Below are 21,249 nucleotides of genomic sequence, written 5' to 3' on the forward strand. Positions count from 1 at the left end.
GAGGAACCGGCCACGCTGAGCACTCATTGGGCGACTGCACACCCGTGCGGGTTAATCGGCCTGCCCTCCAGATAGGCCCGATCCTTGCCATTTTGCTTGGCGCCATACAGGTTGCGATCAGCGTCCTTAAGCACCGCCGACATCTCGTCCCCCGCCGAAAACCGCGCCATTCCCGCGCTGCACGTGTAGTTGTGCGGCGCCGCTACACTGCGTCGGATCGCCTGCAACAAATCCCGTGCGAACTGACTGGCGACAGCCGGGTCGTCGCCCAACAACAGCACACCGAACTCTTCGCCGCCGATCCTGCCGAAACTGTGGCTGCCCTTGGCGGTTTTCAGGCAGGTGGCCATGGCGCAAAGAATGCTGTCGCCCACATCGTGGCCATACCGGTCATTCTTGAGTTTGAAACTGTCGATATCCAACATCATGAAATAGCCGCTCTGGCCACTGGCGATCAGCGCGTCAAAGCCCTGCATGAAGGCGCGCCGGTTGAGAATGGAGGTCAGGTAGTCCGTCTCTGCCAGCTCGCGAAACTCGCTTTCTACCAGCAACACCGAGCGCAAGTTCTTCAAATAGGAAAAACTCAGAATAAAGCCGATGGCCACCGACGCGACGCAAAAAATATACAGATAGACCTGGGCATCGCCGTAAATGTCCGCCTGGATGCACGGCCATAAAATCAACCAGACCAACGTGGCGCAGGCCAGGTAATCCTGCACACTGATAAACAGGATGGCGCTGCTGATCACCAGGATAACCGCCAGCGGCAAGCCAAACAGGCGCAACTCCCCATGCGCGCTGATGACATAGGCAAACCCCACGGACAGCAGCACCACGTATACAACCCCGAGCGCACGCCACAGGTAAAAGTGCGGAGTCATGTGGTGCAGTCGACACACCGCCAACAGGCACAGGCTGATCGCCACCAAATATACATCCAGCTGCATATCCGGATGAATCAACAACACCCCGAGCCAGGCAATAATCCCGATTAACTCGGCCTGAGTGACCGCTGGCGACAGTAACCGACGCATCCGTGGCCTTAACTTCAAGTTAGCAGGCATCCCTTTCCCCTCTTTCAACCGCGTGCAGGCCCACCGCAAATGAAAACGCCATAAACCGTCTTACCAGGCGAACAAAAGCCGGCAGCACTTCCAGCTGTTTTTTTGCATGCACTTTGAAATAGCCCTTCTCGACGCCCTCGCGGACCATTCGAATAATATGGGTTTTCGATACCGACAGCTGCTGGGCGAGCGCAAGATAAGATGACGACTTGAAGGTCATGCGCTCGTTTTCCGGTGAAAAGGCATCGTTATAAATCGCCAGCATCAACAAATGCCCTGCATCTTTCTTCACCAGCCAATAACAGTCGGGCAGCAACACATCAACGGTCATTTCGTCGGCCAGGATCTGCGCGAAGCCTTTGAAGTAAAGGGCCAGAAAACGGCGGTCATCCATCTCGCGCATTGTGCGAAACAGGTCTTTTTCAGGGCACATCAACGCCAGCGAGTCGGTAATTGACGTCAGCATCAGCCGCACTTCCCGACAGGCTTCGTCCGAGGGCGCATACACCCTGAAACGGCTGTCCTCCGGGTGCGCGTCGACCTCCATGAAGCCCAGCGCCCGAAACAGCAGGAAGATCGATTCCAGGCTGTTTCTTGAGCAATACCCGCGCGCCACACAGAAGGCTTTCACCTCGCAAAGCAAGGCTGTCGGTTTGGAAAAGTACTCGCTGAAAAGTGCAAAAGAGACCATCAAACGGCTGTATTTCATTGCACTTTTGTAGAAAAACGGGCGTTTCGAGTAAGGGCCTAGAAGCACCTGATAATGCGCCCGAATACAAGATTCAAAGTCCTCATGACGTTCAAGCGCTTGTGCAGTATTACCAATATCCAACTTTAACGAACTGACGTGCATGAAAGAGCCCTGATCAACCAACTTCATCCCACTGATCTAGACTACGAAGTTCACGTAGTCAGGTCCCAAAACAAATCACGTCGTAAAACGGTCCTTGATGGCGCTTTGCCTTTGAGGCCAATGTACAGTGATTGCCGTGCGGCACAGCATCATTACCAAAGTTGTTCCAACTGCACTTCCTGGGCTATTTGCTAACGCGCAAGCGTTGCACTTGCTTGAAATAGCAGTGCAAAGATTGCAGGTGAAGCAGCGCCAATAAATGGCGTCAGAAATATGACCGCGAACCTTCACCGCCTGCGGGCGTCCGAGATAGGGTGTTTATTGCCCATCGCTCGCTGTGAGGTCCTCGTTTGAAAGCCGCCATCATCAAAAAGTACCGCTTGATTATCAAAACCATGGGCTATGTGGGTTGGGCCTTGTTCTGGCTGTTGTTGTGGGATGTGGCCGTCACGGTCGATTTCATGTTGTTCCTGACCACCAAGATCAACTTGCCGCTGATGCCGCTGACCCTGCTGGGTTCGGCGCTGGTGGTGTTGATCAGCTTTCGTAACAGCAGCGCCTATAACCGCTGGTGGGAAGCACGCACGTTGTGGGGCGCGATGGTGAATAACTCGCGCAGTTTCGCCCGCCAGGTGCTGACACTGCTGGATGACCCCGAGGGCGAGGTAAACCCGGTCAAGGCCACCCTGTTGCGCCGCCATGTGGCCTATGTGAACTGCCTGGCGGCGCACCTCAAGGGCCGGCCGTGCCCGGATGAAGTGCGTGCGTTTATCCCCGCCGAAGAGTTTGCGCGCAATGGCGCCACCAACAACTTTGCCAATGACATCCTCACCGGTTCAGCGACGTTGTTGGCCCGCGAATACAAGGCCGGGCACCTGGACAGTATTCGCCTGGCGCGGCTGGAGTCGACACTGGTGGACCTGTCCAACGCCCAAGGCGGCATGGAGCGTATCGCCAATACGCCGCTGCCCTACCCTTACGTGTATTTCCCGCGGCTGTTTATCTCGCTGTTCTGCCTGATCGTGCCGGTGGGCCTGGTGGAATCCCTGGGCTGGTTCACGCCGTTGGCCTCGACCGTGGTGGGCTTTATGCTGCTTGCCATCGAACGCATCGGCACCGACCTGCAAAGCCCGTTTCATTCCAGCGAACACCAGATCCAGATGGAAACCATCTGCGAAACCATCGAGAAGAACCTGCAGTCGATGCAGCGTGATGCGCTGGCTTAAGCTCAAGGTGCTTTTAATTCAAGAACCTATCATTTTTACCAGTGCCCCTGACGCGCGGTTTTGACTAGCCTGTAGCGCATCTATCCAAGGAGGTACACCGCATGCAGGTTCACGAAGGTTATGCCGATTTCCGTGGCTACCGGACATGGTTCCGGGTCACCGGCGACTTGAAGTCCGGGCGCCTGCCCTTGATCATCGCCCACGGCGGCCCCGGCTGCACCCATGACTACGTCGACAGCTTCAAGGACCTGGCCGATACGGGGCGCGCGGTGGTGCACTATGACCAACTCGGTAATGGCCGCTCCACCCATCTGCGCGACGCACCCGCTGACTTCTGGAACGTGGAGCTGTTCCTGGCCGAGTTGAACAACCTGATCGAGCATTTGCACGTCAGCGAGTACGCGCTGCTGGGCCAGTCCTGGGGCGGCATGCTCGGTGCTGAACACGCGGTGCGCCAGCCCGCCGGTTTAAAGGCATTGATCATCGCCAATTCGCCGGCCTCCATGGACCTGTGGCGCGCCGCCGCGAATGAGCTGCGTCAGGCACTGCCGGCCGAGGTGCAGGCTACCCTGCTGCGCCATGAGGCGGCCGGCACCACCGACAGCGCCGAGTATCACGCGGCCTCGCAGGTGTATTACGCCCGCCACGTCTGCCGCCTCCAGCCGGAACCCGCCGAAGTGCTGCGCACCAATGCCGCCATCGAAGACGACCCGACCGTGTATCACACCATGAATGGGCCCACCGAATTCCATGTGATCGGCAGCCTGCGCCACTGGAGCATCATCGAGCACCTGCCACGCATCCAGGTGCCGACGTTGTTGATCTCCGGCCGTTTTGATGAAGCCACACCCGCCACGGTGCAGCCGTTTGCCGATGGCATCCGCGACGTGCGCTGGCAGATTTTTGAGCAGTCGAGCCATATGCCCCATGTTGAGGAGCGTGAGGCGTGCATGGCGTGTGTGGGGGCGTTTTTGGCGCACGTGGGACACTCGCCAATTTGAGCTTTGTGGCTGGCGCTCTACGCTAAAGCCAATGTGGAATGGGGTTTATGTGGGAGCGCATTGCATCAGGTAGACAGGCTTTGGCTTTGCACTTGATCTGGCTTTTGCTTCAACCACTCGATTTTTGACGCTGGGGACATCTGTGTTCGCATCGATGCCCCTGCGAACCGGGTTTTGCTGTTGTGCCCGCATTTGTAAAAGACTATTACGCCGCATAATGTACTAACTGGTTACTTATATTGCTAAAATCGCGTCTTTGCCCTCTCACCTTCGAGTCCTGTCGACATGAAAAGAGCATCGCGCGCCGCTGGCGCCTCTAGATTTCTCCTGCTGGGCCTGGGCGTGGTTATCGCCCTGCTCGGCGTAGCGTTGGCTGTGGGCGGCGCCAAGCTGGTCAGCCTGGGCGGTTCCTGGTACTTCCTGGTCGGTGGCGTGGCCATGGCCGTTTCCGGCTTGTTGATCGCGCGGCGCAAGCCCGCGGGTGCCTGGCTGTTCGCCGCGTTCCTGGTCGGCACGGCCGTATGGGCGATTGCGGATGTGGGCCTGGTGTACTGGCCGTTGTTCTCGCGGCTGTTCATGTTTGCTGTGATCGGCCTAGTGGTGGCGCTGGTGTATCCGCTGCTGGTCGGCCGACCGGCGCGCGGCGCCTATGGCGTTGCCGCCGTGCTGGCAGTCGGCGTGGCGGTGGCGGCGGGCAATATGTTCGTGGCGCACCCAAGCGTTGCGCCTACCGGCAAAGGCCCAGGCATCACGCCAGTGGCCGCTGCCGACGCGCAGAAAGATTGGGCGCATTACGGCAACACCGAAGGTGGCAGCCGTTTTGCGGCGCTGGACCAGATCAACCGCGACACCGTCAATAAGCTCAAAGTGGCGTGGACCTACCACACCGGCGACGTGGCCATCAGCGACGGCAACGGCGCCGAAGACCAACTGACGCCCCTGCAGATCGGCAACAAGGTGTTTATCTGCACGCCGCACAACAACCTGATCGCCCTGGATGCCGACACCGGCAAAGAGCTGTGGAAGAACGAAGTCAACGCCAAATCGGCGGTCTGGCAGCGTTGCCGTGGCATGGCGTATTTCGATGCCACTGCGCCGATTGCCCAGCCCACCCAGCCAAACAGCTCGCCGATCATTGCTGCCAGCGTACCAGCCGGCGCGCAATGCCAGCGCCGCTTGCTGACCAACACCATTGATGCGCGCCTGATCGCGGTGGATGCCGACACCGGCAAGTTCTGCGAAGACTTCGGTACCCACGGCCAGGTGGACCTCAAAGCCGGCCTGGGCAATGTACCCGACAGCTACTACCAACTGTCCTCGGCCCCCTTGATCGCCGGCACCACCGTAGTGGTTGGCGGCCGCGTGGCGGATAACGTGCAAACCGATATGCCCGGCGGTGTGATCCGCGGCTTCGACGTGATCAGCGGCCAGATGCGCTGGGCCTTCGACCCGGGCAACCCGGAAGACAAGCAAGCCCCGGCAGCCGGCAGCACCTACGTGCGCAGCACGCCGAACAGCTGGGCACCGATGTCTTATGACCCGCTGATGAACACGGTTTTCCTGCCGATGGGCAGCTCGTCCACCGACATCTACGGCGTTGAACGGACCCAACTGAACCACAAATACGGCGCTTCGGTGCTGGCGCTGGACGCCTCCACCGGCGCAGAAAAGTGGGTGTACCAGACCGTCCACAATGACCTGTGGGACTTCGACCTGCCGATGCAGCCGAGCCTGATCGACTTCACCCCGCCGGGCAGCGACAAGGCCGTACCGGCGGTGGTGATCGGCACCAAGGCCGGGCAGATCTATGTGCTTGACCGCGCCACCGGCAAGCCGCTGACCGACGTGAAGGAAGTACCGGTCAAGGCCGCCAACATCCCCAACGAGCCTTACTCGCTGACCCAGCCGAAATCGGTGGGCATGCCGCAGATCGGTGCGCAGACGCTGACCGAATCGGACATGTGGGGCGCCACACCATTTGACCAATTGCTGTGCCGTATCGACTTCAAGGGCATGCGCTACGAAGGCCTGTACACCGCGCCAGGCACCGACAAGTCGCTGAGCTTCCCGGGCTCTTTGGGCGGCATGAACTGGGGCAGTATCTCCACCGACCCGGTGCACGGTTTCATCTTCGTCAATGACATGCGCCTGGGCCTGTGGATCCAGATGGTGCCGTCACAGAACAAGGCCCAGGCCGCCTCCGGTGGCGAAGCGCTGAACACCGGCATGGGCGCCGTGCCGCTCAAGGGCACGCCGTATGCAGTGAACAAAAACCGCTTCCTGTCGGTGGCCGGCATTCCGTGCCAGGCGCCGCCGTTCGGCACCCTGACCGCCATCGACATGAAGACCCAACAGATCGCCTGGCAAGTGCCGGTCGGCACTGTTGAGGACACCGGCCCGCTGGGCATCCGCATGCACCTGCCGATCAAGGTCGGCCTGCCGACGCTGGGCGGCACCTTGTCGACCCAGGGCGGGCTGATCTTTATCGCCGGCACCCAGGACTTCTACCTGCGCGCCTTCAACAGCGGCAACGGCGATGAAGTCTGGAAAGCCCGCCTGCCAGTAGGCAGCCAGGGCGGCCCGATGACCTATGTGTCGCCCAAAACCGGCAAGCAATACATCGTCATCACCGCCGGCGGTGCGCGTCAGTCCACTGACCGTGGCGACTACGTCATCGCCTACGCCCTGCCGTAACGCCCCTCTGTTCGCGCGGTGCTCCCCGCACCGCGCGCTTTTCTCTACATGCAGTTTGGAAGTCCACGCATGACCCTCACTTCTCCTATGCCCTTGGGCCGCCTGGTGCTGGGCCTGGCCTTTGCTGCCGCCCTGCCCGTGCAAGCCGACGACACCACCCTCACCGGCGACTGGGGCGGCCTGCGCCGTGAACTCGACGAGCAAGGCATCCGCTTCACCGGCGACTACAGCGGCGAGACCGCCTACAACGCCGACGGCGGCCAACACCGCTCGGCGCGCTACTCGCAGAACATCAAGCTCGGTGTGCAGTTCGACCTCGGCAAGCTCTACGGCTTGACCAACGGCGAGCGCATTCAACTGACCATCAACGACCGGCGCGGCAACAGCGCCTCCGAAGACCTGGTGGGCAACCGCCTGCCGATCCAGGAAAACTACGGCGGCCTCTACACCCGTCTCACCGAACTGAGCTACGAGCGCACGCTGTTCACGCCCGCGTTGAACATCAAGCTCGGTTACATGGCGATGGGCAATGACCTCGGCGGCCTCGACAGCGGCATCCTGTGCAACTTCATGAACGCCGGTTTCTGCGGGCACCCGCTGAACATGTCCGGCGGCAGCGGTTGGACCAACTACCCGAATGCACGCCTGGGTGCGCGGGTGAAATACGACTTTTCGCCAAACTGGCAGCTGCGCGTGGCGGCCTTCAATGTCGACCCCGACAGCAACGGCAACTCCAGCCGTGCCTGGCGCCTTACCCCCAAGCACACCACCGGCACCGTGGTGCCGATCGAGCTGGTGTACAAGCACGCGGGCACGCTGCCGGGTGAGTACAAGCTGGGCTATTACTACGACAGCTCCAATGTGAAGCGCATCGGCAGCAACAAAGACGTCAACGGTCGCGGCGGTCACTACCTGCTGATCGACCAGGCCATCTGGGCTTCCGGCACATCCGCAGGCCGTGTGCTGCACGCTTTCGGCCAATACTCGGCGGCCAGTGAAGCCGCCTCGCCGTTCAGCAAGTGGTACGGCGCGGGCGTGGTGCTGTACAAGCCGTTTGAAGGCCGCCCACGCGACACCGTCGCCCTGGGTTATGGCCGCGCGGTGCCGAACCCACGCAGCCGTGACGTGCAAGAGTTGGCGGCGTTCAATGCCGGTGCGGACTCCCCCAGCCTGAACAACGCCGAGCAATTGATCGAACTCAGTTATGGCTATCAGGCCACGCCGTGGCTGACGCTGCGCCCGGATGTGCAATACATCATCGAGCCGGGGGCGTTCTCCGGTGAGCGCATCGATAACGCGCTGGTGCTGGGGTTGCAGGTCAAAGCCGTCTTCTAAAAGCCTGATATGAGGATCGTTCCCACGCTCCGCGTGGGAATGCCTCATGGGACGCTCCGCGTCCCGCCCCCTGCGCATGTGTGACGCGGAGCGTCACGGGATGCATTCCCACGTGGAACGTGGGAACTATCTTAGCCAGCTCCCTCCGTTGTTCTACGGTGTACTTGCGCCATGCTGGTACTCGCGCGGCGTACAGCCAAACTCTCGCCGAAACACCGTGTGCAGGTACTGCGCCGATTTGAAGCCGCACTCCTGGGCAATGTCGGCGATCGCCAGCCCGTGGTTTTCCAGGCCCTTGGCGGCTGCCGCAAGTTTGAAGCGCAGAATCTCGTCATGCACGCTGCACCCGCGCACCTTGCGAAAGTGCGACTCCAGGGATGAGCGCGATACACCCACATACGCCGCCACCTGCGCGGTCTTGATGCCCTGGCAGGCGTACTGGCGGATAAACAGCAGTGCCTGCATCACATACGGGTTGCCCAAGGGTTGATGCAAACTGGAGGCCTGCACGTTGATTGCATCCGGCGGCACCAGGATCTGCGTGCCCGCGCAGGGTTTGCCGTGCAGCATTTGGTGCAACAGCGCGGCGGCGGTGCGGCCCATGGTCTCGGTGCCCTGGATCACCGAGCTGAGCGGCACGCGCGTGAGGGTACGGGTCAGCGGGTCGTTGTCGATGCCGATCAACGCCACTTCTTCCGGCACCGCGATGCCGGCGGTCAGGCAGGCTTGCAGCAATTGCCGGGCGCGGGCGTCGGTGACGGCGATGATGCCGATGGGCTTGGGCAAGGCTTGCAGCCAGGCAATCTGCTGCTCCACCGCGCTGTCCCACAGCGGCGCACTGGTGCCCAGCCCACGGTAAATCTCAACCTGCAAACCATCGCGTTGCATCAGGCGGCGAAAGGCTTTCTCGCGCTCCTGCGCCCAGCGGTTGGCCTGGGCTTCGGGCAGGCTGAAACAGGCAAAGCGGGTCAGGCCAGCCTCGATCAAGTGTTCGTACGCCAACTTGATCAGCGCATGGTTATCGGTGGCCACATAGGGAATGCCGTTGGGGTAGGCACGTGCATCCTGATAGGAACCGCCCACCGCCACCACCGGCAAATGAATATCGGCCAGCGCCTCACCGATAAGCGGGTCATCGAAGTCGGCAATGATGCCGTCGCCCTGCCAGCGTTCGATGCCTCTCAAGCGGCACAAAAAGTCTTCCTCCAGGAACAAGTCCCAGGACACACGCGTGCTGCTCAGGTAATTGCCGATGCCAGTGATGATGCCGCGATCGTAGATTTTGCTGCCATTGAACAACAGGGCAATGCGGTGCACGGGCGGTAGGGTTTTCATTGTTTTTATCCTGGGGCCGGTCCCTACAGACTAGCCCCGGCTGGTCAAAATCGCACTACGTCTTGGTGATTTTCATAATCGGCAGTCCCAATGCCGTTGCTAGTATCGGGGCACCGCCAAGAACAATAAGGAAAACGCCATGCCGTACTTCCCAGGTGTCGAGAAGGTTCGCTTCGAAGGCCCCAGCAGCGACGCCCCCCTCGCCTTTCGCCATTACGATGCCAACAAACTGATCCTCGGCAAGCCCATGCGTGAACACCTGCGCATGGCCGCCTGCTACTGGCACACCTTTGTGTGGCCGGGGGCGGACATGTTCGGCATGGGCACCTTCAAGCGCCCGTGGCAGCGCAGCGGTGAGCCGATGGACGTGGCCATCGGCAAGGCTGAAGCGGCGTTCGAGTTTTTCTCCAAACTGGGCATTGATTACTACAGCTTTCACGACACCGATGTGGCGCCCGAAGGCAGCTCGCTCAAGGAATACCGCAACCACTTTGCCCAGATGGTCGACCACCTTGAGCGCCATCAGGAACAGACCGGCATTCAGTTGCTGTGGGGCACCGCCAACTGCTTCAGCCACCCGCGTTTTGCCGCCGGCGCCGCCAGCAACCCGGACCCGGAGGTGTTCGCCTACGCGGCCGCCCAAGTGTTCAGCGCGATGAACGCCACCCAACGCCTCAAGGGCGCCAACTATGTGCTGTGGGGCGGTCGCGAAGGCTACGAGACCCTGCTCAACACCGACCTCAAGCGCGAGCGCGAACAGCTCGGGCGCTTTATGCGCATGGTGGTGGAGCACAAGTACAAGATCGGTTTTAAAGGTGATTTGCTGATCGAACCCAAGCCCCAGGAGCCGACCAAGCACCAGTACGATTACGACAGCGCCACGGTGTTCGGTTTCCTGCATGAGTTCGGCCTGGAACACGAGATAAAAGTGAACATCGAGGCCAACCACGCGACCCTGGCCGGGCACAGTTTTCACCATGAAATTGCCACCGCCGTGTCCCTCGGAATTTTCGGCAGCATCGACGCCAACCGTGGCGACCCGCAGAACGGCTGGGACACCGACCAGTTCCCCAACAGTGTCGAGGAAATGACCCTGGCCACCTATGAAATCCTCAAGGCCGGGGGTTTCAAGAACGGCGGCTACAATTTTGATTCCAAGGTGCGTCGCCAGAGCCTGGATGAGGTTGACCTGTTCCACGGGCATGTCGCGGCCATGGATGTGCTGGCCCTGTCCCTGGAACGCGCAGCGGCGATGGTGCAGAACGACCGCTTGCAGCAGTTCAAGGACCAGCGTTATGCCGGCTGGCAGCAACCCCTGGGCCAGGCGGTGCTGGCCGGTGAGTTCAGCCTGGAGTCACTGGCTGAACATGCCTTTGCCCAAGCCCTGAACCCGCAGGCGGTGAGTGGTCGCCAGGAGATGCTCGAAGGCGTGGTCAATCGGTTTATCTATCGGTGACATTTGCACGACAAATCTGTGCCCGGGGCGTCGAGAGACGCTCTACAGTTCTACCCGCATCACGCTGTGTCTTTCCAACAACAATAAAAGGACGCACCACCATGAAAGCATTCAAACGCACCCTGCTTGCCTCTGCCCTGACCCTGCTCGCCCTGCCGGTGATGGCCGACTCCGCCCACCCGAAAATCGGCTTTTCCATTGACGACCTGCGCCTGGAGCGCTGGTCCCGCGACCGCGACTACTTCGTCGCCGCCGCCGAAAAGCTCGATGCCAAGGTATTTGTGCAGTCGGCCGATGCCAACGAGCAGAAGCAAATCTCCCAGATCGAAAACCTCATCTCTCGCGGCGTTGACGTGATCGTCATCGTGCCGTTCAACGCCACCGTGCTGACCAACGCCGTCGCCGAGGCCAAGAAGGCCGGGATCAAAGTGGTGTCCTATGACCGCCTGATCCTCAACGCCGACATTGACGCCTACATCTCCTTCGATAACGAAAAAGTCGGCGAGATGCAGGCCAACGGCGTGCTGCAAGCGGCGCCCAAGGGCAACTACTTTTTGCTCGGCGGCGCCCCCACCGACAACAACGCCAAGGTACTTCGCGAAGGCCAGATGAAGGTGCTGCAACCGGCCATCGACAAGGGCGATATCAAGATTGTCGGCCAACAGTGGGTCAAGGAATGGAACCCCACCGAGGCCCTGAGCATCGTTGAAAACGCCCTGACCCGAAACGACAACAAGATTGACGCCATTGTGGCCTCCAACGACGCCACCGCCGGCGGCGCGATCCAGGCCCTGGCCGCGCAGAAGCTCGCGGGCAAGGTGCCAATCTCCGGCCAGGACGCCGACCTCGCCGCCGTCAAGCGCGTGATCGACGGCACCCAGACCATGACCGTGTACAAGCCGCTCAAGCTGATCGCCACCGAAGCCGCGAAACTCTCGGTGCAGCTGGCGCGGAATGAAAAACCCACCTACAGCTCGCAATACGACAATGGCAGCAAAAAAGTCGACACCATCCTGCTCACGCCGACCCCACTGACCAAGGCCAATATCGACCTGTTGGAGAAGGACGGTTTCTATACCAAAGAGCAGATTGCCGGGCAGTGAACGCCATGGCCGACTACTTGCTGCAAATGAACGGCATCGTCAAAACGTTTGGCGGTGTCAACGCCCTGAACGGCATCGATATCAAGGTACGGCCGGGGGAATGTGTCGGCCTGTGCGGTGAAAACGGTGCCGGTAAATCCACCTTGATGAAGGTGCTGTCGGCGGTCTACCCGTATGGCACCTGGGAGGGCGAAATCCTCTGGGACGGGCAGCCGCTTAAAGCCCATTCCATCAGCGAAACCGAGGCCGCCGGCATCGTCATTATTCACCAGGAGCTGACCCTGGTGCCGGACTTGTCGGTGGCCGAAAACATCTTCATGGGCCACGAACTGACCTTGCCCGGCGGGCGCATGAACTACCCGGCCATGCTGCAGCGCGCCGAAGCGCTGATGCGCGAACTCAAGGTGCCGGACATGAATGTGGCGCTGCCGGTGTCGCAATACGGCGGCGGTTACCAGCAACTGGTGGAAATCGCCAAGGCGCTGAACAAACAGGCGCGCCTGTTGATCCTCGACGAGCCCTCCTCGGCCCTGACCCGTTCGGAAATCGAAGTGCTGCTCGACATTATCCGAGGCCTCAAGGCCAAGGGCGTGGCCTGCGTGTACATCTCCCACAAGCTCGATGAGGTGGCGGCCGTGTGCGACACCATCGCAGTGATTCGCGATGGCAAGCACATCGCGACCACGGCCATGGCCGACATGGATATCGCGCAGATCATCACGCAGATGGTCGGCCGCGAGATGAGCAACCTTTACCCCACCGAGCCCCATGCCGTCGGCGAGGTGATTTTCGAGGCACGCAACGTCACCTGCTATGACGTCGACAACCCCAAACGCAAACGCGTGGACGATGTTTCTTTCGTGCTCAAGCGCGGGGAAATCCTCGGCATTGCCGGGCTGGTGGGTGCCGGGCGCACGGAACTGGTGTCGGCGTTGTTCGGCGCCTACCCCGGCCGCTACAGCGCCGAGGTGTGGCTGGACGGGCAACTGATCGACACGCGCACGCCGCTCAAATCGATCCGCGCCGGGTTGTGCATGGTGCCCGAAGACCGCAAGCGCCAGGGCATCATCCCCGACTTCGGCGTGGGCCAGAACATCACCCTGGCGGTGCTCGACCGCTACGCCCATATGACCCGCATCGACGCCGAAGCCGAACTGGGCAGCATCGACCAGCAAATCGCGCGCCTGCACCTCAAAACCGCCAGCCCGTTTTTGCCGATCACCAGCCTGTCCGGCGGCAACCAGCAAAAGGCCGTGCTGGCGAAAATGCTCATGGCCAAGCCCCGCGTGCTGATCCTCGACGAGCCCACGCGCGGCGTGGATGTGGGCGCCAAGTACGAGATCTACAAACTGATGGGCGCGCTGGCCGCCGAAGGCGTGTCGATCATCATGGTCTCTTCGGAACTGGCCGAAGTGCTGGGGGTTTCCAACCGCGTGCTGGTGATTGGCGACGGCCAGTTGCGCGGCGATTTCATCAATGAAGGGCTCACCCAGGAACAGGTGCTCGCCGCCGCGCTCAGCCATAACAATAACCACCGGAAAACCGCGTAGATGAATCAGGTCAAACTGCTTTTTACCCGCTACAAAATGCTCGCCCTGGTGATTGCGGTGGGGATCATCTGGGTGTTTTTCAGCTGGCAGACCGAGGGCGGCTTTCTCACGCCGCGCAACCTGTCCAACCTGCTGCGGCAGATGTCGATCACCGGGATCCTGGCGTGCGGCATGGTGCTGGTGATCATCAGCGGCGAGATCGATTTGTCGGTGGGTTCACTGCTGGGGTTATTGGGCGGGCTGGCGGCGATTCTGGACGTGGTCTACCACATTCCGCTGCTCGCCAACCTGAGCCTGGTGGCGCTGTGCGGCTTGATGATCGGCCTGGCCAACGGCTACATGACCGCCTACCTGCGCATCCCCTCGTTCATTGTCGGCCTGGGCGGCATGTTGGCGTTTCGCGGGATTCTGCTGGGGATTACCGGCGGCACCACCATTGCGCCGGTGTCGCCGTCGCTGGTGTATGTGGGCCAGGGGTATTTGCCGCATGCCGTCGGCGTAGGGCTGGGCGTGTTGCTGTTTGCCTTGACCCTGTTCCTGACCTGGAAGCAACGGCGCAACCGCGCCCTGCATGGCCTGGCGGCGCATTCGTTGGTGCGTGACCTGTTGCGCGTGGCTGTGATCGGCGCAGTGCTGGCCGGGTTCGTCACCACTCTCAACAGCTACGACGGCATCCCCGTGCCGGTGCTGCTGTTGCTGGTGCTGCTCGGCGTGTTCAGCTACGTCACCAGCCAGACCGTGTTCGGCCGTCGCGTGTACGCGGTGGGCAGCAATATGGAAGCCACACGCCTGTCGGGCATTAACGTGCAGGCGGTAAAACTGTGGATCTTCGGCATCATGGGCGTGATGTGCGCCCTCGCCGGCCTGGTCAACACCGCACGCCTGGCTGCCGGCTCACCGTCGGCGGGCAATATGGGCGAACTGGATGCGATTGCCGCGTGTTTTATCGGCGGCACCTCCATGCGCGGCGGCTCAGGCACGGTGTATGGCGCATTACTCGGGGCGCTGGTGATTACCAGCCTGGATAACGGCATGTCGATGCTGGACGTGGACAGTTACTGGCAGATGATTGTGAAGGGCAGCATTCTGGTGTTGGCGGTGTGGGTGGATGTGAGTACCCGGGCCGGGCGGCGCTGACTCACAGCCATAAAAAAGCCACTCGAATGAGTGGCTTCTTATTGGTAGGTCGATTAACTCAGCACAACATCACGCATTGGCGGGATGTAACCGTAGTCGTAGGCCTCCTGCACAAACGAGCGGTCACCCTTCAATACAATCCTCACCGTGGGCGCCTCGGTGCCGCCGATGCGATAGTCGTCGCCGGTGGTGGGCACGCTGTCGATAAACGACGTCACCAGGCCATTGGGCATCACGCAATGGGAATACGTCTGGAACGGCTGCGACGGTGGGTTGCCAAGTACCAACCCCGAGCCATTCATCGGCGTATAGGGGCCAAACAGCTGCTCGCTCACAAAACCGTAGACACCATCCGGCCCCGTCACGCCGTCCGCGTAGGTGAACTTGTGACTGATGGTAAACAGGTAGTACTGGTTGTCCTGGAACACGTAATGCGGGCGTTCGGTTTGATCGTTCACGCCAACCGCCGTCACCAGTGGCGGCAGGATTTCCCATTCTTCACCGCTGAGGTCCTTGGCCACGGCGATGCCAATGCAACCGACCTGATACCGCGCACCGCCGACATCTTCATGCCCTGGCGGCACCAGACCGAGTTCATCCGGGCCCACCGCGTGAGTGCCGCGTTCACCCGCGACATTGCCTTCAAACACCATGTACAACTTGCCGTCGTTGGGGTCGATAAACGGGCTGGGGTCGCGAAAGTTCCACGTCGCGTTCTGCGCTTCGGTCTGGTAATACGTGCCGTCGGCATCGAACAGCGGTTTGACTTCAGTAAAGCCCTCAAGGGTAACGCCGCTGTCGGAGGTGACCACCCGGCCCCTGACCTTGGCAATGGTGGCCCCCGGGGTTACGCAGGTGTAATACAGGTCGATATCGCCGTGGTTGTTGATCAGGATCGGCGTGCCTGCCCATTCACGAGTGGTCGGCGAAACCCCTTCGGCCATCACGCGGCCGCCGAAGACCCAGTCCTTGCCGGTGCGTGAGTACCAGTAGCAAATACGCGCATGGCCGTGGCGGTCTTCCCAATCACGCTTGATGTCGTAACGGCCATCGGCGTTGATAAATTGCGGATCATGCGGGCGACGGTCTGCAGTCAAGGTGAAGATAACCGACCAACCATCGACCGATACCACCGTGCCATCCAGTTCACGCAATGGCATGGTGTCCCAAATAAACACGGTGTCACTCATGACAGGAAAGTCAGGACTCACTAACGGCTGTGTGGTCGTCGGGTCATTTTCATTAACTTTAAGCGCATCGGCCCGAGTCCAACGAGTGGGTGTGTGATTCGCATGTTTCATGATGATGTCCTTTTACTGACGCTTTAGTGACAAGCGAAGATTAAATAACACTCACAGCCAGCAACTTGATGCCGACTGAAAAGAGCGAGCCATTATTAGCCCTATAAGTGCGAAACAAGGTTTAACATGCAACCTATCGATCACAACATGAAGAATTATTTAAGCCACAAGTGCCATCACTGTATTGATATCCTTGATATAAAAACAGTGGCACTGCGCATGAATAACCTGATCAATAGAAAGCTAGCTACTCAACTACCGAACACCAGCGCCACTGCCTGAGCACCCGCGTTCTTTTGCGTGAATTCCCTGGCCTGAGCGGCAGTTTTCAATGTGTAGTTATAGTTGGAACGCGCTGTCCACTTGGCATTGGGCGACTTCTGGCGGGTGATGGCGGGCACACTGTTGGTGTCGGTGAACGTGCCAGTGCCTTTATCGTCCAACATGCCGTTATTCTGGCTGCCCTCGCCGAAGTAATTGCTTTCAGAAAGGATATTGGCGTTCTGTGCCAGGGTAAAACCCAGATGGAAGTTATTCACGTAGTTGTTATACACGTGGAAATAACCGTAGCGCATCAAACCCGGCGCGCGCACTTCCATGTTGTCAAAGCGGTTATGGCACAAGGTAAGACGCGGGTAGCCATTAAACTCCGATTTGTTGTCATCGGCCGGGTGGCCGAAGATCAAACCGTATTTGTGGTTGCCGAAAAAGCAGTTGCTGATGGTCGCGTAGTCGGCCTTTTCACCGATATACACCAGTTTATCTTCACTGCCGTCCGTGGTAGACCAGTTGTGGCCGACAAAAGAGCAATGGTCGATCCAGTATTGACTGCCATAGTTCAGGTACACCTGGATATCGTCATTGGCCTTAATACTTGCCGAATGCTTGAAGATAATGTTTTGCAGAATAATATTCTGCGACTGCGCCGTGGCACGCAGGTGGATGTTCTCCAGCGTGCGGTTCTGGAAGGAGCCGATCAGGGTCTTGTTAGCCCCCATGTTCACCTTGGTCAGGCTTGCCGCCGAGATATTGCTGTTGATCACCAGCACCCGCGGGGTGGTGTCGCCAATATTGGCTTTGAGTTGGTCCAGCGTGGTGATACTGACCACCTGGCCCGCCCAGCCACCGGTGACTTTTGCCGCAAGGGCGAAACCGGTCAAGCCGGTGAGCTTGCTTTCTGGATACGACATGAGATCCCTCTCTTTCATAAAAAGCGGCTCGACAGTGCGAGCCCGCGCATTCAAGTTAATCCGTTAACTTGCACACAGTGTTTGGCGTGGCTGGTAATGCCGAGGTTGGCTGATCAGCGCTTAAACACTGTGTTTATATACAGTATTGGATATTGAGTACGCCGTCAACACGCTGCTGGAAATGGCCAAGACCACGGTGGATTGCTCCATCGAATGCCTGAAGCCCGCCAGGGCTATGGCTTAAACGCGGTAAAAAAAGTGGGAGCTGGCAAGCCAGCTCCCACCATTGACCTGCGGTGTATTTAAGTTACTTGGACACCGGCATCGCAAACTCCGCGCCCTGCTCGATGCTCTCCGACCAGCGCTGCATGATCGACTTCTGCTTGGTGTAAAAACGCACACCTTCCGTGCCGTAGGCATGCATGTCGCCAAACAGGCTCTTCTTCCAGCCACCAAAGCCGTGCCAGGCCATCGGCACCGGAATCGGCACGTTGATGCCGACCATGCCCACTTCGATGCGCCGGGCGAATTCGCGGGCGATGTTGCCGTCGCGGGTAAAGCAGCTGACGCCGTTGCCGAACTCGTGGTCGTTGACCAGCTTGATTGCCTCGGCAAAGTCATTCACGCGCACGCAGGCCAGCACCGGGCCGAAGATTTCTTCGCGGTAGATGCTCATATCTTTTGTCACGTGGTCGAACAGGGTCGCGCCGAGCCAGAAGCCGTTTTCCAAGCCGGCCTCGGTTGGCACGTAATCACGCCCGTCGAGTAGCAATTGCGCGCCGGCTTGCACGCCTTGTTCGATGTAGCCGCTGATGCGTTCCAGCGCAGCACGCGACACGATCGGGCCCATTTCAGCCTTCAGATCGCGGCCGTCGGTGATGCGCAGGTGCTTGGCGCGCTCGGTCAACGAAGCGATGACTTTGTCACCCACATCGCCTACCAGCACGGCCACGGAGATCGCCATGCAGCGCTCGCCGGCACTGCCGTAGGCGGCGCCCATCAGCGCATCCACGGTTTTTTCGATATCGGCGTCGGGCATCACCACCATGTGGTTTTTCGCGCCGCCCAGGCCTTGTACGCGCTTGCCGTTGCGTGCGCCGGTTTCGTAGATGTACTGCGCAATCGGCGTGGAGCCGACGAAGCTCATGGCCTTGACGTCCGGGTGTTCGAGCAGGGCATCCACCGATTCCTTGTCGCCCTGCACCACGTTGAACACGCCTTTGGGCAGGCCGGCTTCACGCAGCAGCTCGGCCATGAACAGCGAGGCGCTCGGGTCGGTCGGGCTGGGCTTGAGGATAAAGGTGTTGCCCGCCGCGATGGCGATCGGGTACATCCACATCGGTACCATCACCGGGAAGTTGAACGGCGTAACGCCCGCTACAACCCCCAAGGGCTGGCGCATCGTCCAGTTGTCCATGCCACGGGACACCTGGTCGGAATGCTCGCCCTTGAGCAGGTTGGGAATGCCGCAGGCAAATTCCAGAATATCGATGCCACGGTCGACTTCGCCCTGGGCATCGGTGAAGACTTTGCCATGCTCGGCGACGATGATGCGCGCCAGGTCGTCCTTGCGTTCACGCAGCAGGTGCAGGTACTCGAACAACACGCGAGCGCGACGGATCGGCGGTGTGTCGGCCCAACCGGCGAACGCGGCCTGGGCAGCGGCGACGGCTTCACCGACGGTCTGGCGGCTGGCCAGGGCGACCCGACCGGTGATTTCGCCGGTGGCTGGGTTGTAGACGTCTTGATAGCGATCATCGCGGCTCACGCGTTGGTCGTTGATGTAGTGCTCAATCGTGCTGGTCATGGCAGGTGATCCCTGGTGGGTAGCGTTGAGGCACACGATAGGCTTTCAGTTTGTTCCAAACCAGAGCAGAATCCTGAACTTATTGTCCTTGTGAGCGAACAATAGCACCATGGAAAAATCCGAGATCGAAGGGCTGTGGACCCATATTCACTGGTTGTCGGTGCTCGAAGAACAAGGCACCTACACCGCCGCCGCAGCGCGCCTGGGGGTGAGCAAGTCGGCGGTCAGCCAGCGCATCTCGGACCTGGAAAAGGCCACCGGCACCCGCCTGGTCACCCGCACCACGCGCAGTGTGCGGCTCACTGATGCGGGGCTGTCGTTGACCCGCGAAGTGCGCAGTGCTTACGAGCATATCGCCCGCAGCTTCTCGTCGGTGCGCGACTCGGCCGGGGAGATTCGCGGGCTGGTGCGCCTCACCGCGCCGGTGGCGTTTGCGCGGCAGCAATTGGTGCCGCATCTGTCGGAGTTTTTACAGCTTTACCCGCAAGTGCGCGTACAGCTGGACGTGTCGGATGCCCTGAGTTCACTGGCAGCCGAAGGTTATGACCTGGCGGTGCGCCATGGCTTCCAGGTGCCGGAGACCCATGTGGCGTGGAAGTTGTGCGACACCGGCTCGGTGCTGGTCGCCACCCAGGACTACCTGCAACGCCACGGCGAACCGCGCGAACCCAGCGACCTCAGCGCCCACAACTGCCTCTACTACCCACGCGGCGCCGACCAGCCGGCCTGGACATTTGAGCGCGGCGGCAAAAAAGTCGAACGCACCACCGTGCCCATCGCCGGTAGCTTTTCCACCAACAACAGCGAAGCCCTGCGCGACTCGGCGCTCAACCACCTGGGCATCGCCCTGCTCCCGGATTTCAGCGCCCAGGCGGCCCTGGCCAGCGGCAAGTTGGTACACGTGCTCAAGGGCTGGACACTCAAGGGCGCATTTGCCGATGAGATCTACTTGATCCGCCCGTATTCACCCCATGTGCCGAAGTCGGTGAGTGCGTTGGTGGGGTATCTGAAGGAGAAACTGTCGGATGGGTTTCGGTTTGTGGGATGAGGCGAGGTTGCGCGAATAAATCAGCGCCATTAAGCGTGGCGCTTATAGCCAACAGGTATTGATAACTGTCATTTATACCAGGCGTATCGTCTACGCCTGCCACTTACTATTTGAAGCGCACACCTAACCCGGTTAAATACCTTGGAGGCACCATGAGCAGTGCAGATTTCGACTCAGCAGTGGAAGCGGTCACACGGTTATTAAAACGACCAGCCGATGATGAACTTGTTGAACTGTATGGGTTATACAAACAATCCACACAGGGTGACAATAACTCTGCAAGGCCTGGCTTCACTGATTCTGCAGGAAAAGCTAAATGGGATGCTTGGAACAAACTAAAAGGTACGCCACAACATGAGGCCCAAGAAAAGTATATCGAATTAGCGAATAGCCTGATCAACCGAGAGAGCACCTCATAAGGGTCGGCCACCACACTCAATTGCAGTGAAATGCTCGCCAGCCCCGAACGCGCGAAGATCCTGGGGGTGTAGCATTTGCTGGAGCTGGCCCGCACCACGGTGGATCGCTCTATCGAGTGCCTGAAACCCGCAAAAGCAATGGCTTAAACACGGTCAAAAATGTGGGAGCTGGCTTGTCGGGTCGCCGCATCGCTGCGATGGCGGTGTATCAGTTAGAAAATCGGGTGCAGATATACCGTTATCGCAGGCAAGCCAGCTCCCACATTAGATCTGTGGCTGCTGCTCCATGTGGCTGATCAGTCAGTGGCCTTTCGACATGGTTTGTAAAGGGCCAGCAAGGCGTGTCCCTTTTAATTGCAGGACGTTTCCTAGACAATCCCTGCCGCCTTGTGCCTGTTGGAATCGATGGCTAGTCTGCGATCCGTCACTGCTCATCAGTGATCGGGTTTAGCAGCCTGACTTCAATAGGTATACGGTTCACCGCTGCATTTATGGTGGCTGTGCGTGGGGCATCTTCGGGTGCGCTGGTTTTCCTATTGACCGGTCTGCTAACCCGCGTACAGCGACCACCCTCGTTTAGCAGCGCGGGTGATAGCTCTCTGGTTCAATAGGAGTTACACCATGAAAAAAGTCGTCCCCGACCCACCCCGCAATTGCGCCAAAGACCGCGCCGCCTTCAACCGCGCCCTCGACCATTACCTGCCCACCCCAGGCGTTCACAGCGTGATCG

The 21,249-nt window shown here is 59.7% G+C and carries 16 protein-coding genes; 10 read left to right on the forward strand and 6 right to left on the reverse strand.

Annotation, left to right across the window (positions count from 1 at the left end):
* Window positions 1-23: 23 nt before the first annotated feature.
* Together BFP92_RS29240 and BFP92_RS29245 are read right to left on the reverse strand one after the other, a co-directional pair.
* Window positions 24-1,064, reverse strand: coding sequence for a GGDEF domain-containing protein (locus BFP92_RS29240; RefSeq protein ID WP_065932153.1), 1,041 nt, complete (start codon window positions 1,062-1,064; stop codon window positions 24-26).
* Window positions 1,054-1,944 (reverse strand): hypothetical protein, encoded by an 891-nt coding sequence (locus BFP92_RS29245; protein WP_065932154.1) that lies wholly within the window; start codon window positions 1,942-1,944, stop codon window positions 1,054-1,056. The genes BFP92_RS29240 and BFP92_RS29245 overlap by 11 nt, the downstream gene beginning before the upstream one ends.
* A gap of 323 nt (window positions 1,945-2,267) precedes the next feature.
* Between BFP92_RS29245 and BFP92_RS29250 the strand changes: the two genes are divergently transcribed.
* The 4 genes from BFP92_RS29250 (at window position 2,268) to BFP92_RS29265 (ending at window position 8,173) form a co-directional block, all read left to right on the forward strand.
* A complete protein-coding gene (locus BFP92_RS29250) occupies window positions 2,268-3,143 on the forward strand; it encodes a bestrophin family protein (RefSeq protein ID WP_017136525.1) in 876 nt (291 codons plus the stop codon).
* 101 nt (window positions 3,144-3,244) lie between these two features.
* Window positions 3,245-4,144 (forward strand): proline iminopeptidase-family hydrolase, encoded by a 900-nt coding sequence (locus BFP92_RS29255; RefSeq protein ID WP_065932155.1) that lies wholly within the window; start codon window positions 3,245-3,247, stop codon window positions 4,142-4,144.
* 285 nt (window positions 4,145-4,429) lie between these two features.
* A complete protein-coding gene (locus BFP92_RS29260) occupies window positions 4,430-6,838 on the forward strand; it encodes a glucose/quinate/shikimate family membrane-bound PQQ-dependent dehydrogenase (protein ID WP_065932156.1) in 2,409 nt (802 codons plus the stop codon).
* Window positions 6,839-6,907: 69 nt separating this feature from the next.
* Window positions 6,908-8,173, forward strand: coding sequence for a carbohydrate porin (locus BFP92_RS29265; RefSeq protein WP_065932157.1), 1,266 nt, complete (start codon window positions 6,908-6,910; stop codon window positions 8,171-8,173).
* Between the two features lie 153 nt (window positions 8,174-8,326).
* Here BFP92_RS29265 and BFP92_RS29270 read toward each other — a convergent pair whose 3' ends face one another.
* Complete coding sequence (locus BFP92_RS29270) at window positions 8,327-9,508, reverse strand: XylR family transcriptional regulator (RefSeq protein WP_065932158.1); 1,182 nt, start codon at window positions 9,506-9,508, stop codon at window positions 8,327-8,329.
* A 139-nt stretch (window positions 9,509-9,647) separates the two neighbouring features.
* On the opposite strand from BFP92_RS29270, the gene xylA reads away from it, so the two are divergent.
* The 4 genes from xylA to BFP92_RS29290 all read left to right on the forward strand — a co-directional run bounded on the left by xylA (window position 9,648) and on the right by BFP92_RS29290 (window position 14,754).
* Window positions 9,648-10,964 (forward strand): xylose isomerase, encoded by a 1,317-nt coding sequence (gene xylA / locus BFP92_RS29275; RefSeq protein ID WP_065932159.1) that lies wholly within the window; start codon window positions 9,648-9,650, stop codon window positions 10,962-10,964.
* Between the two features lie 101 nt (window positions 10,965-11,065).
* Window positions 11,066-12,067, forward strand: a complete 1,002-nt coding sequence (gene xylF, locus BFP92_RS29280) for a D-xylose ABC transporter substrate-binding protein (RefSeq protein WP_065932160.1) — start codon at window positions 11,066-11,068, stop codon at window positions 12,065-12,067.
* Between the two features lie 5 nt (window positions 12,068-12,072).
* Window positions 12,073-13,617 (forward strand): D-xylose ABC transporter ATP-binding protein, encoded by a 1,545-nt coding sequence (gene xylG / locus BFP92_RS29285; protein WP_065932199.1) that lies wholly within the window; start codon window positions 12,073-12,075, stop codon window positions 13,615-13,617.
* The gene (locus tag BFP92_RS29290; protein WP_065932161.1) at window positions 13,618-14,754 is read left to right on the forward strand and encodes a sugar ABC transporter permease; all 1,137 of its coding nucleotides are present in this window, start codon (window positions 13,618-13,620) and stop codon (window positions 14,752-14,754) included. It begins immediately after the preceding gene.
* Between the two features lie 53 nt (window positions 14,755-14,807).
* Here BFP92_RS29290 and BFP92_RS29295 read toward each other — a convergent pair whose 3' ends face one another.
* The 3 genes from BFP92_RS29295 to BFP92_RS29305 form a co-directional block, all read right to left on the reverse strand.
* Window positions 14,808-16,055 carry a glycoside hydrolase family 68 protein gene (locus BFP92_RS29295; RefSeq protein ID WP_065932162.1) on the reverse strand — a complete coding sequence of 416 codons (1,248 nt, stop codon included), beginning with the start codon at window positions 16,053-16,055 and terminating at the stop codon, window positions 14,808-14,810.
* Between the two features lie 251 nt (window positions 16,056-16,306).
* Window positions 16,307-17,245 (reverse strand): pectate lyase family protein, encoded by a 939-nt coding sequence (locus BFP92_RS29300; RefSeq protein ID WP_065932163.1) that lies wholly within the window; start codon window positions 17,243-17,245, stop codon window positions 16,307-16,309.
* A gap of 307 nt (window positions 17,246-17,552) precedes the next feature.
* Entirely contained in the window at window positions 17,553-19,052 is a 1,500-nt protein-coding gene (locus BFP92_RS29305; RefSeq protein WP_056861841.1) for a CoA-acylating methylmalonate-semialdehyde dehydrogenase, read from the reverse strand.
* Between the two features lie 109 nt (window positions 19,053-19,161).
* Between BFP92_RS29305 and BFP92_RS29310 the strand changes: the two genes are divergently transcribed.
* Both BFP92_RS29310 and BFP92_RS30900 read left to right on the forward strand, forming a co-directional pair.
* The gene (locus BFP92_RS29310; RefSeq protein ID WP_065932164.1) at window positions 19,162-20,100 is read left to right on the forward strand and encodes a LysR family transcriptional regulator; all 939 of its coding nucleotides are present in this window, start codon (window positions 19,162-19,164) and stop codon (window positions 20,098-20,100) included.
* Window positions 20,101-20,252: 152 nt separating this feature from the next.
* Window positions 20,253-20,519 (forward strand): acyl-CoA-binding protein, encoded by a 267-nt coding sequence (locus BFP92_RS30900; protein WP_074854482.1) that lies wholly within the window; start codon window positions 20,253-20,255, stop codon window positions 20,517-20,519.
* Window positions 20,520-21,249: the final 730 nt, after the last annotated feature.

Source organism: Pseudomonas sp. 58 R 3 (genome assembly GCF_900006605.1).
Taxonomy (GTDB): Bacteria; Pseudomonadota; Gammaproteobacteria; order Pseudomonadales; family Pseudomonadaceae; genus Aquipseudomonas; species Aquipseudomonas salomonii.

Coding starts and splice junctions, on each gene's coding strand:
- BFP92_RS29245 (WP_065932154.1), bottom strand. CDS start 1,944: ATGAAGTTGGTTGATCAGGGCTCTTTCATGCACGTCAGTTCGTTAAAG.
- BFP92_RS29295 (WP_065932162.1), bottom strand. CDS start 16,055: ATGAAACATGCGAATCACACACCCACTCGTTGGACTCGGGCCGATGCG.
- BFP92_RS29290 (WP_065932161.1), top strand. CDS start 13,618: ATGAATCAGGTCAAACTGCTTTTTACCCGCTACAAAATGCTCGCCCTG.
- BFP92_RS29255 (WP_065932155.1), top strand. CDS start 3,245: ATGCAGGTTCACGAAGGTTATGCCGATTTCCGTGGCTACCGGACATGG.
- xylF (WP_065932160.1), top strand. CDS start 11,066: ATGAAAGCATTCAAACGCACCCTGCTTGCCTCTGCCCTGACCCTGCTC.
- BFP92_RS29300 (WP_065932163.1), bottom strand. CDS start 17,245: ATGTCGTATCCAGAAAGCAAGCTCACCGGCTTGACCGGTTTCGCCCTT.
- BFP92_RS30900 (WP_074854482.1), top strand. CDS start 20,253: ATGAGCAGTGCAGATTTCGACTCAGCAGTGGAAGCGGTCACACGGTTA.
- xylG (WP_065932199.1), top strand. CDS start 12,073: ATGGCCGACTACTTGCTGCAAATGAACGGCATCGTCAAAACGTTTGGC.
- BFP92_RS29305 (WP_056861841.1), bottom strand. CDS start 19,052: ATGACCAGCACGATTGAGCACTACATCAACGACCAACGCGTGAGCCGC.
- BFP92_RS29265 (WP_065932157.1), top strand. CDS start 6,908: ATGACCCTCACTTCTCCTATGCCCTTGGGCCGCCTGGTGCTGGGCCTG.
- BFP92_RS29260 (WP_065932156.1), top strand. CDS start 4,430: ATGAAAAGAGCATCGCGCGCCGCTGGCGCCTCTAGATTTCTCCTGCTG.
- BFP92_RS29240 (WP_065932153.1), bottom strand. CDS start 1,064: ATGCCTGCTAACTTGAAGTTAAGGCCACGGATGCGTCGGTTACTGTCG.
- BFP92_RS29270 (WP_065932158.1), bottom strand. CDS start 9,508: ATGAAAACCCTACCGCCCGTGCACCGCATTGCCCTGTTGTTCAATGGC.
- BFP92_RS29310 (WP_065932164.1), top strand. CDS start 19,162: ATGGAAAAATCCGAGATCGAAGGGCTGTGGACCCATATTCACTGGTTG.
- xylA (WP_065932159.1), top strand. CDS start 9,648: ATGCCGTACTTCCCAGGTGTCGAGAAGGTTCGCTTCGAAGGCCCCAGC.